The sequence below is a fragment of the Pedobacter africanus genome, assembly GCF_900176535.1.
Taxonomy (GTDB): Bacteria; Bacteroidota; Bacteroidia; order Sphingobacteriales; family Sphingobacteriaceae; genus Pedobacter; species Pedobacter africanus.
Genome location: NZ_FWXT01000004.1, coordinates 228418 through 240741 on the forward strand (window position 1 = coordinate 228418; position 12324 = coordinate 240741).

Here is a 12324-nt window from a genome sequence, read left to right on the forward strand (position 1 = left end):
TTATGGAAGAACGTAAGATCGAAATATTGTTAAATAAATACCTGCAGGGTACGGCTACAGCTAAGGAAAGAACTGCTGTAGAAGAATGGTACCTGAAATTTAAGGAAACAGAACGGCCTGAAATCACCGATACCTTTGTGGAAAGTTCTACTGACCGGATCTGGCAAAGACTGGAAGCGCAATTTGACCTGCCGGAACAGACAACCACCATCCCGCTGCACAGAAGGATAAGTACTTGGGCAGCCGCTGCAGCAATTGTGCTGGTGGCCTTGGCCGGATTGTTTTATCATTACAGCAACGGCAGCATTGCGGAGCGTCCCGGGCTGGCAAATCAAAGCGATGTAGCGCCCGGAGGTAACAAGGCCATCCTAACCCTGGCCAATGGTAAAAAGATCAGCCTCAATGATGCTGAAAACGGTGCGCTGGCCCAACAGGCAGGCATCAGCATTTCCAAAACTGCCGACGGACAGCTGGTATATGAACCAAAAGCCCTGGATAAAGAACTGAGCCCTAAAGAAATCAGTTACAATACCGTAGAAACCCCGAGGGGAGGGCAGTACCAGATCAGCTTACCGGACGGGACTAAGGTCAGGCTTAATGCTGCTTCTTCACTTTCCTATCCCGCAACTTTTGCTGGACAAGACCAAAGAATGGTGCAGCTTACAGGAGAGGCCTATTTTGAAGTAGCAAAAGACAAACAACATCCTTTTACGGTAAAAAGTAAAGGCCAGGAGATAACCGTATTGGGTACCCACTTTAACGTGAACGCCTATGCCGATGAGCCTGCTGTAAAAACAGCCCTGCTGGAAGGGAGTGTAAAGATCAGCGCAGGAACAGTGGCGGTTGTGATCAGGCCAGGGCAACAGGCCAGCCTTAAAAACGGAAACATCAACATAGAAGAAGTAAATACAAGTGTTATGGCCGACTGGAAAGCCGGTAAGTTCAGGTTTAAGAATGAGCCGTTGGCCAGTATTTTAAGAAGGGTTTCGAGGTGGTATGATGTAGAGATCGTTTATAGCCCTGGTTTCAAAGATATGCCTACTTTCACCGGGTCAGTTTCCAGGTTCGACAATGTGTCTGCAGTGTTGAAAATGCTGGAAGAAACCAGCGATGTGAAGTTTTCTATTGAAGGAAAAACCATAAAAGTACAGTAATCATACTGGCCTGACCAGCCATTTAACAGATCAATAATCAACTAAAAAAACAAAATGAAGAAACAGCTACGAAAGAGAAGTTAACAGAATGGGTTTTTAGGCAAAAAAAGCCATGAAAGTGTGACTAGCACCTGCATGGCCTTATGGCCGAGTTAACCCCTAAAAACAATTTTGCGAAGAGTTTTAACCGTATTAACCCAAACCTAAACGAAAGTATGAAATTAAATGCTTTTTACCTAGGCATGCTGCGCCTGTGGCTGCCTAATAAACTATTGTTAATTATGAGACTGATCATAATTATGCTTTTTGCCAGTTTAATGCAGGTCAGCGCTGCCGGCTTTGCACAAAGGCTTACCTATGCCAAAAAGAATGCTACACTGGAGCAGGTTTTTCAGGAAATTGAAAAACAGACGGGCTTCCAGGTGTTGTACTCCAACCAGAAAGTAAACGATGCCAAAAAACTGGATGTGGATTTCAGGAACTCCAGTGTAAAAGAGATCCTTGATTTTTGTTTGAAAAATGAAGCTTTAACCTATAAGATTGAGCAGAAAACCATCCTGATCAAAGAAAAAGACCCGGTTGTTCAAATCCGGATGCCTATTTTTCCAACCGAGATCAGGGGGCAGGTAACAGATGCCAAAAAACAGCCTATGGCCGGTGTAAACATCCAGGTAAAAGGAAAAAGAACAGGGGTGATTTCAGATGGCGAAGGCCGTTATAACATCAAAGTGGATGACGCTGACGTGTTGGTGTTCAGTATGGTAGGCTTTAAACCCCAGGAAATTGCCGTGAAGGGCATGCAATTGCTGAATGTGACCTTGCTGGAAGACGTTGGCGAACTGGAACAGCTGGTAATTACCGGGTACGGTAAAAAGAAAGTCAGTGAGCTGACAGGTGCCCTGGCCACTGTGAAAGGAGAAGACCTGAGAAATGTTGCTTCTGCTTCGATTGTCCAGAACTTAAAAGGAAAACTGGCAGGCCTGATTGTGAGCGACGTTGGCGGAGATCCCGCCAGTGCCTCCAGTTTAAACGTAAGAGGTGTAGGCTCCCTGGGCGGAACTTCTTCTACACAGCCCCTTGTCGTAATTGACGGGTTGATCCAGGATATGAGCAATATCTCAAGCGTTGCAGGTGCGGCGAACATCCTCAACCTGAGCCCGAATGATGTGGAATCGGTTACCTTGTTAAAGGATGCAGCTTCAACTGCTTTATACGGATCAAGGGCCGCAAATGGGGTATTGGTCATTACCACCAAAACAGGGGCAGGACTGCGTTCGGGCAAGCCACAGCTCAACATGGAAGCAAACTATAGCTGGGAAAATCCTACGTTTGGCAAATTCAGGATGATGAACAGTGCAGAGCGTTATGAATTATTGAGTCAGGCCTATACCAACGATTATAAAAATCAGAACCCGACTAAAACCGACGCCGAAGTACAGGCTTACCTCGCAACGGTGATGCCGGATAAGACTGACGCCTTGTCGCACGATACAGACTGGATGCGCGAAGGTTACCGAACCGGGCAGATCCAGCGTTATAACCTGTCTATGGCCGGCGCTTCCGAAAAATTCAGTTATTATGGAGCGGCAACCTACCACAGGGAACGTCCTATAGCTGTGACCGATAAATTTGAACGCTACAGCATCAGGGTCAATACTGAGTATAAACCTACATCTAAACTGACCATCAATACGGGTTTCAATGCACTGTATTCACCAACCCAGAACTCAGGTCTGAGCAATTACCGCGGGGCATTGTATAAAATGATGCCCTGGGATTATCCAAAAAATGCCGATGGGAGCTATCGTTTGGGTGGTAGCAATGAAGCCAACTGGTATTCGAAGGGTGCATTTAACCCGCTTTACAGTACACAGGAAGGCTTCAATTACCGTTACGACAAGGCCTACATGGGCGGTTTGGATGCGAGGGTAAGCTACAGTTTCAATCCATGGCTGGAAATCTCCAGTTCCAACCGGATTACCCTAACAAGCTCTAAAAATGGCTTTTATGTTGACCCCCTTGACCTAGCCTCTGGCCGTCCGGGAGGATCTTATTCCAGGAACCTTACCCAAAACCTGAACTACATTACTTCCAACCTGCTGACTTTCAATAAAGAATTTGGCCTGCACCAGGTGAAAGGCCTTGCCGGTTTTGAGTTCAATAATGTCCGTAATGAGGTAACGGGTGGAAGTACCACAAACATTACCTCGGGCCTTTTCTCATTAAGTCAGGGCACTTTCCAGGGAATATCGGAGAGTATTGCAGAGGTTTCTTATTTATCGTACCTGTCTGAAGCAAATTATAGTTATGATAACAAATATTTTGTATCCGGATCATTCAGAAGGGATGGATCTTCAAAATTCGGCATCAATAACAAATACGGTAATTTTTACTCTGTAGGTGGCTCCTGGACCGTAAGCAATGAAGCTTTTTTAAAGCACAATAAAACACTGACCAATCTACGTTTAAGGGCAAGTCATGGTACCACGGGTAATGCCGATCCGGTTGGTGCTTACTCAATTTATGGGGTATACAATTTTATTACCGGCACTTCACAGTATGATGGGAAACCCGGTATCGTACCTGGGGCCAACGACAATAACCCTGACCTGCACTGGGAGGTACAGCGCATGAACAATATCGGTTTGAACATCGGCTTATGGAACCGTTTAAACCTGGCCATCGACCTGTATGATAAAGCCAATACCAATATTTTAAGGACCGTTCAGGCCCCGATCAGCAGTGGTGTTAGCGGTGTGGTAAAAAACATAGGAAAAGTTTCCAATAAAGGCATTGAGCTAGACCTCAACTCGCTTAATATCGACGGGAAGGTAAAATGGACTACCAATCTCAACCTGGCCTTTAACCGCAATAAGGTGCTTTATTTGACAGACGTGCCTTCAATTTTACCCACTACCGGTGGTTTTGTGATTGCCCCGGGTTATGCCATTGGTACCATTTATGGCATTGTATATAAAGGGGCAGACCCCGATAGCGGTAAACCATCGTACGAAGTACGGAATGCAGATGGCAGTAAAGGCAGCACCCTGAACATCAAGGAAGCTACGCTGCAGATCCTGGATTCCCAGCAGCCTGATTTTTCGGGTGGTATCAGCAATTCGGTCAACTACAAGGGCTTTACCTTGAGTGTACTGGCAAATTTCATTACCGGACTTAAAGTAAACAACGACCTGCGCGGTTATATATTTGGCCCCCTGGAAATAGACGGTGCCTCAAAAACAGTAAACAATACGGCACTTCCTGCAGGGCAGACCCGCTGGCAGAAAAAAGGCGACATTGCCTTTGCACCTGCGGCTACCCTAAATGGTTACCCGGAAGCCAATGGTTATACCACCACCCGGTTCATAGACAATGCAAGCTTTTTCAGGCTACGCAACGTAAGGCTAACTTATGATTTGCCCTCTAATTGGCTGAATAAGGCTAAAATAGGCAAAGCCTCGTTTTTTGTTGCTGCTGATAATGTTTTCACCATTACCAAATTTACAGGGCTGGACCCGGAAGTTGGGGGAGGAAGCTTTGAGAATAGTGCAAAATATCCGATCAACAGAAAAATCACTTTAGGACTTAACATGACCCTGTAACCAGGCTATCCAATAAAAAATTTTCAATTATGAAAAAGATTCACAATTATAGTTTACTGCTTTTAACCTTACTGTTACTGGCAGCATGTTCCGAAAAGCTGGACCTACGCCCCGAAACCAGCATGGATACCGATAAGGCACTTAGCGGCGAGACGAACCTGAAGCTGGCCACCAGCGGTAATTATAGCTTACTGAACGACTTCGATTACATCAGCGCATACTTTCATATGGCAGAGTCTCCGGTAGATAATGTAGAAGCTACTTCCGTTTTTGATCCGGGGGGTACCAGGCAGTACGGTGCCTATTCCTATGTTCATTTTCCAACCATGGCAAATTCCACCCGGTTATATACCAATGCCTATAAATTGGTAAGGGGTGTCAATAATGTCATTGCTGCAATCCCCGATGATGCCAGCCCTGCTTTGCTGCAGCTGAAAGGTGAAAACCTTTTTTTGAGGGCCATAGCTTATCATTCCATGGTTAAAATATTTGGCCGGCCATATGTACAGAATAACGGGAACAACCCTGCTGTGCCGATTATTGACAAACCCATGCCAACACTGGAACGCCCTGCCAAACGCCATACCGTTAAAGAAGTTTACGATTTTATGGTGGCAGATCTGCTGAAAGCAGAGGCCATGATGACCATAGATGCCAATAACAATGCCTTTGCTTCCAAATATGCCGCGCAGGCCATGCTGTCGTCATTATACTTAAATATGGGTAATAATGCAAAAGCCATAGAATATGCCGATAAAGTAATTGCTGCAACAGCTAAATTTACCCTGGTGCAGGGAGATGCTTATAAAGGTTACTTTGCCACCAACCACAGTACCGACAAAGAAACCATTTTCTGTATCAAGAACCTGGATGGGACCGGTAGTGGCTTTTATTACTATAACCAGAGTTATACTGTAGAAAAGTTTGCTGCAGTTTCAAAGCCTTTATGGGATTTGCTGAACGAAGGAACCGGAGATCTGCGGAAGAATTTTTATAAAGCCCTAAAAACAGCCGATGGCACAACCTGGAACTTTACCACCAAGTTTGTGCAGAACCCGGCAGTGAATACTACCGAAAAAGTAAGCTCTCCGCCAATTTACCGCCTGGCAGAAATGTACCTGAACCGTGCAGAAGCCAATGCAAAACTCAATAACGGACAGCTTGCCCTTGATGATGTAAACACCATCCGCAGGCGTGCCGGGCTTACCGGAACCGACCTTTATGCACTTGGCAGTCTGCGTGGCCGCAGCACCGTTTTGCAGGTCGTTTTAGACGAACGGCGTTTAGAATTTGCTTTTGAAGGAGGACAACGCAGGGACGACCTGCTGCGCAACAACCTGCCGATGATCAGAACTTACGGCAAAGCAGGGCAGCCAGGATCGAACATTACCGTACAGCCCACCGATGCCCGGGTGGTTTATTTCCTGCCTTTAAGTGAAACCAATGGCGTTACCAATTCCTTAGAACAAAACCCTTAACCTATGAAATTCTATTGTATAAGCTTAAAAAGCCTGCTCCCGGTGCTGCTGATATTCAGCAGCCTTACCGGATTTGGGCAGCAAAAAGACAGTTTTACCCTTTCGGGGAAAATAACCAACCAGGATTATGATTTTGTTTATCTGAAATACACCGGCCCCGCGGGCCAACGGGTGTCGGACAGCGCTAAAATCAGTAATGGCAATTTTCAGTTTAAAGGGCGTATAAGCGAACCTACTGTTGTCTTCCTGAATGGAAAAATGAAAAGCCAGAGTATGGACGATCCTAATTTTACCAGTATATTTCTGGAACCTGCCTTCATGACCATTAATTTGAAAGCAGGGGATTTCAAAAATGCTGAGCTCAAAGGTTCTGTAAGCCAGGATCAGCAAAAGGCCCTGGATAAGCTTAAAGCGCCGATAAGAAAAGAAATGGAGCCTGTTCTGGAGGCTTACAGGAAGGAAAAAAACCACGAAAAAGCTGCTGAGATCAGGGAGCAGTTTGAGCCTTTCAATGCAAGAATGGATAAAGTAGATTTTGCCTTTTTTGCTGCGCACCCTGATTCCTATGTAACGCCATATATGATGCGTTTTAAGATTGCCGGCCTGAATACAGCAGCGGCAAAGAAAATCTACAACAGCTGGACCAAACGCATTCAGCAAAGCAGCTATGGTAAGTATATTGCTGAGGAGATCAAAAAACTGGAAAGTGGGTCTCCAGGCAGTAAAGCTGCAGATTTTACAGCAAAAGATATCAATGGTGAACAGCTGAGCCTTTCAGATTTTAAAGGCAAAAAATACGTCATGATTGATTTCTGGGCCAGCTGGTGTGTGCCCTGCCGTAAAGGCAATCCCCACCTGATCTCGGTGTACCATAAATACAAAGAAAAAGGTTTCGAGATCATTGGTGTAGCAAACGATGATAATGCCGTTGAAGCCTGGAAAAAAGCGGTGGAGCAGGATAAAATCGGAATCTGGAAGCATGTGCTGAGCGGTTATAATCGCAACGCCAGTGAGGCTGAAAAAGCGGCATACATTAATGAGCGTTATGGGATCCATACTTTACCGACAAAAATCCTGATCGATAAAAACGGGACCATTATAGGCCGCTATGGCGGGGGCGGAGAAGATGATGCCGCAATGGACAAAAAACTGGAAGAGATTTTCCGGTAAGAAATAAAAACAGGGTGCTCAAAAGGCCCCTGTTTTTATTTACGCATTAATCCATTCCTTCCAAGGCAATATCCACTGTCAAGCTCGTACTATTCAGCGCCTTTATCTTTCATTAAAATTTTGATAAAATATCCAAAATTTAATAATTAAATACATTAGATTAATTATTGAGAAATATTTGGTTGTTTAAATTGTTTATATATATTTAATTTAACTTATTATATTTCCCTTGCTTTTCCTGTCAATTCTTAGTATATTTATCATCCGCTCGTTTACTCAGAAAATCCCAAATCTATTCTAAAACAGCTACTCCGCCTAAGATTCATTCTATCTTCTCTGCTAATAACTACAAGTAATTCACATATAAAACACTGAATTAGCTTACCATTAAGTTACCATTAGCTTACCGTTGGAATACCCTTGAAATACCACAATGGTATTCCAACGGTAACTCAAGGGTATTCCAAGGGTATTTCAACCATGTGATTTACTTGTATTTTATACGTGATTTATATGAGGTTATTTACTACTCATAAGCTAAGGATCAGGAATTTAAATGTTATCTTTAAGGAATTGGCCCCGGAGTGTGGGCTGAGATGATAACCAAATATAAACAATATAAAATGATTATGACAACACCTAACCAGTTTCTATTTTAAAAAATCCAGTATAACAGGCAGGGCCACAGGCGGATTATTTGCCTCCTTTAATGTGGTCAGTTCACCCATGTAAGTGCCATGTCCACCCGGAATAATAGCAAGCCTGGCATGCGGCAAACGGCGTGACAGTTCTACTGCATGTTCAGGTGTAGACACATCCTGATCACCAATAAGGATTAAAGTCTGATTTTGTATGGCTGCTATGGATTTGTCTGGAATATCAGTAAACTGCTGCATCCTGTGTGCACATTGGTTAAACATAATATCCAATGCTTCCCTGCTTGGATTGATGGCCTTAAATGTGCTGACATAAGGTTCAGGCATGTCCTCAAATTTTGCATTTTTCATGCCTTCCCAGAATGCTGGAGGGACCCCTGCCCGTTTATACATGGATGAGGCAACGATTAACTTATTTACCAGCTGCGGGTGCCGTATTGCAATTTGCAATGCAGTGGTGCCCCCATTGCTGAAACCAAAAATATCAGCTTTTTCAACCTTCAGTTGCCTCAATAGTTCCGCTACATCGTCGGCATCCTGTTCAAACGTGATTTGTCTGCCATCGCGGTTATCGCTGTGGCCATGGGCCTGCAGTTCAACCCCAATAACCTGGTGTGCTTTGGCCAGTGCAGGCAATATCCTGCCAAAAGTAGTTTGTATGGTAGATGCGGCACCATGTATCAGTACCAGGGGTTTACCTGTTCCATGTATTTCGTAATACATGTGTAAACCATTTACTGTGGCGTATTTTCCTGTTTGTGAGTTTGCTGTGTTCATAAAGCAGACGATTAAGGATAATAAAGTTATAACTCTTTTCATGATTATGTTTTTTATAATGTGCAATTATATGGTTGCAAATATAAACGCAATCACTTGATTGCGCAAATTTATTTGAAATGCTTTGTAAGCAGAGACAAATCGACAAAAAAATGAACAAATTTTACAGATTTCTATCGTTTACTTTGGTTTGTAAAAAAACCAAATATAAACTGTATTGTGAATGAAGAATTTATTTCTACTCCCGTTGTTTTTACTACTGCTTTCATTTGGTACTTATGCACAGGATCAGGTTGTTACAGGAAAAGTTACGGATGCTGCCGGGAACGGCCTACCGGGTGTAACCATAACTGTTAAAGGAACTGCTCAGGGGACAAGCACCAATGAAGAGGGTAACTTCAGTATCCGGACAAATAAAGGGGCGATGCTCTCTATATCGCTGATAGGTTATATGGAGCGGGAAGTTGCGGCTACGGGAAGCGGTCTGCTCCCCATTGTACTTCAGGAAGCAGCTGTTGGCCTGGACGACGTGGTCGTAATTGGCTATGGTACTGCAAGGAAGAGGGATCTCACCGGCGCAATTACACAACTTAAGCCCGATAAAATTGCTGATGAAAACCCCAGAACAGTGCAGGATATATTAAGGGGAACCCCTGGTTTGACCATCGGGCTGGACGCATCTGCAAAAAATGGGGGCTCCATCAATATCCGTGGGCAGCGCTCTGTGTATACAGCGGGTAATCATAATTCCCCTCTGCTGATTCTGGATGGAATGATCTTTTATGGTGAATTGTCTGAAATAAACCCGGATGACATCGAGCAGATCGATGTACTCAAAGATGCCTCGGCAGCGGCTATTTACGGCGCACAGTCTGCCAACGGTGTATTGATCATTACGACCAAAAAAGGGAAACCGGGCAAACCAGCTATAAATTTTACCTCGAACCTGGGCTTCTCTACTATGGGCGCAAACAGGCCGGTATGGGGGCCGGAAGGGTATTTAAAATATAGGCAGGACTGGTATACGGCGGCTTCTTACGATGTGAATCCGGCAACTGGCAATTATGAGCCTTACATGTCGGCCAGCATTGATGCCAGCGATTCCAAGGGTAAACCTGGTTATTATGAAAAACCAAGCCCGGATATGTTGGCCAGATACGGCATCACAGAAGCCGCCTGGAGAGCTTATTCCGTAAACGACGCCAATGCCTCCATTGAGCAGATTTATGCCAGGCGGATCGGGCTGGGCCATAATGTTTTGAGTAATTACCTTGCCGGGAAAACCTTCGACTGGTACGACCATAGCTTTCGGAAGGGGCTAAACCAGGACTATAATCTTAGTGCTTCCGGTGCGAGCGATAAGATTAACTATTACATGTCGGCCGGATACCTTTCCAATGAAGGGGTAATTGTGGGCGACAACTATAAAGCGGTACGGTCTAATCTTAAAATCGATGGTAAAATAACAGATTGGCTGAATATTGGTGCCAATATCAATTTCCAGGACCGCTCGGACGGAAACATTGCAACCGACTGGTCCAGTGCAATTACCTTTAACAGCCCTTTTGCTTCCTACCGGGACCCAAATGGGAACCTGGAGATTTACCCCCAGGGATCCACACTTACCGGTCTGGTAAGAGGTTACAATTACGATTACAACAGGCAGTTTCAGGACCTGGAAAGTGGTTATACGGTCCTGAATTCTATTTTTACGGCCAAGGTAAAACTGCCATTTAACATCACTTATTCATTTAACGGCTCGCCCAGGTACCAATGGTTCTATAAACGTTACTTTACCTCATCACAGCATCCCGATTGGAGGCCAGGCGCTAAAAAGGCCGGCGTTAACCGTGAAAACAGCAAACGTTTTGACTGGTCGCTCAACAATACCATCAACTGGGAGCAGACTTTTGCCCGGAAGCACCGTGTAAATGTAACACTGGTGCAGGAAGCAGAAGAACGGCAGTCCTGGTGGGACAATATCCAGGCCTGGGATATATCGCCAACTGATGCACTGGGCTTTCATGAAACGAAGGGTGGCGACAAGCTGTTAAGCGAATTTGATACCAGTGACGGCCGGCAAACAGCTGACGGCATGCTGGCCCGCCTGTTTTATGCTTATGACGACAGGTATATGCTGACCACTTCTGTACGCCGCGACGGATATTCTGCATTTGGTACCTCCAACCCCCGGGCCACCTTCCTTTCTGTTGCGCTGGGCTGGACCTTTACCAATGAAAAATTCTTTAAGTGGAAACCACTGAGCAGCGGTAAACTGCGCTTGTCTTATGGCCAGAACGGAAACCGCTCACTCGATGATGCCTATGTTGCATTGGCCAATCTTGCCAATGGCGCAGGCACCCAGGGCTATATCAATGCCAATGGAGACTATGTACAATTTCAATACCTGCGCATAGACCGGATGGCCAACAAAAATTTGCAATGGGAGAAAACTGCCTCTTTTAATGTTGGCCTCGACCTGGGCTTTTTGGATAACCGCATTTCAACTACGTTGGATTATTTCCGTATGTCTACAACAGATATGATCATGAACCAGTCTTTACCTGGTTTTTCAGGCTTCAGCAGCATCACCACCAATCTGGGCGAAGTGCTGAATAAGGGATTTGAAATCACTGTCAACTCGCATAACATAAAGGGAAAGGACTTTAACTGGAGCACCAGTTTCGGCTTTTCAAAATACAGCAATAAGATCAGGCACCTTTATTACCAGTTTGTAGATGTGCTGGATGCCAACGGTAATGTCATATCCAGTAAAGAGGTGGACGATATTGGAAACCAGTGGTTCATTGGCCAGCCCATCGGTGCCATCTGGAACTATAAAGTGACCGGTATCTGGCAGGTAGATGAAATTAAAGAGGCGGCCAGGTTTGGGCAGCGCCCCGGGGACCCTAAGGTGGCCAACACCTATACGGCAGATGACGTGATTAACCCCGACGGGAGTATTAAGCCGGTATATAACGACAATGACAAGGAGTTTCTGGGACAAACCCAGGCACCTGTCATGTGGTCGCTACGGAACGATTTTAATTACAGGAACTTCAACTTTTCCTTTAACCTCTATTCGTACTGGGGGCACAAAAGTTTAAATGGAGCTTATATGAATCAGGACAACGGTACTTCTACCATTAGTCAGGGCCTTGCCAATACTTATGAGAAGCCCTACTGGACACTGGAAGCCCCCAGCGATTTCTGGGCCCGCCTGGAATCTAAAGGGCCTGCAGGCCTCAATGCACCGCAAAGGGTGTTCGACCGTTCTTTCATCAGGCTGGACAATGTAAGCCTGGGTTATACCCTACCTAAAAAATTAACCTCATCGGTTAAAATAGAAAAGTTAAAGGTATTTGGTTCTGTACGCAACCTGGCCGTATGGAAAAAGGACAAGAACTGGCGCTACTGGGATATTGAAACTGCACAAATGGCCCCGAGAATATTCACACTGGGCTTAAACCTGGGCTTTTAAACGAAT

The 12324-nt window shown here is 45.0% G+C and carries 6 protein-coding genes; 5 read left to right on the forward strand and 1 reads right to left on the reverse strand.

All coding sequences use genetic code 11. The annotated features are described in order from the left end of the window. The first annotated feature begins 2 nt into the window (after nucleotides 1–2). The 4 genes from B9A91_RS20790 to B9A91_RS20805 all read left to right on the forward strand — a co-directional run bounded on the left by B9A91_RS20790 (nucleotide 3) and on the right by B9A91_RS20805 (nucleotide 7404). Entirely contained in the window at nucleotides 3–1154 is a 1152-nt protein-coding gene (locus tag B9A91_RS20790) for a FecR family protein (protein WP_084240963.1), read from the forward strand. A gap of 281 nt (nucleotides 1155–1435) precedes the next feature. After that, nucleotides 1436–4756: a SusC/RagA family TonB-linked outer membrane protein gene (locus B9A91_RS20795; protein ID WP_159451753.1), complete on the forward strand. Its 3321-nt coding sequence runs from the start codon at nucleotides 1436–1438 to the stop codon at nucleotides 4754–4756. Nucleotides 4757–4785: 29 nt separating this feature from the next. Next, on the forward strand, nucleotides 4786–6234 hold the full coding sequence (locus B9A91_RS20800) for a RagB/SusD family nutrient uptake outer membrane protein (RefSeq protein ID WP_084240966.1): 1449 nt from the start codon (nucleotides 4786–4788) through the stop codon (nucleotides 6232–6234). Nucleotides 6235–6237: 3 nt separating this feature from the next. Then, on the forward strand, nucleotides 6238–7404 hold the full coding sequence (locus tag B9A91_RS20805; RefSeq protein WP_084240968.1) for a TlpA disulfide reductase family protein: 1167 nt from the start codon (nucleotides 6238–6240) through the stop codon (nucleotides 7402–7404). A gap of 650 nt (nucleotides 7405–8054) precedes the next feature. Here B9A91_RS20805 and B9A91_RS20810 read toward each other — a convergent pair. Continuing rightward, entirely contained in the window at nucleotides 8055–8837 is a 783-nt protein-coding gene (locus B9A91_RS20810) for an alpha/beta fold hydrolase (RefSeq protein WP_144009012.1), read from the reverse strand. A gap of 223 nt (nucleotides 8838–9060) precedes the next feature. Here B9A91_RS20810 and B9A91_RS20815 point away from each other — a divergent pair, with 223 nt between their 5' ends. After that, nucleotides 9061–12318, forward strand: a complete 3258-nt coding sequence (locus B9A91_RS20815) for a SusC/RagA family TonB-linked outer membrane protein (RefSeq protein ID WP_084240972.1) — start codon at nucleotides 9061–9063, stop codon at nucleotides 12316–12318. Nucleotides 12319–12324: the final 6 nt, after the last annotated feature.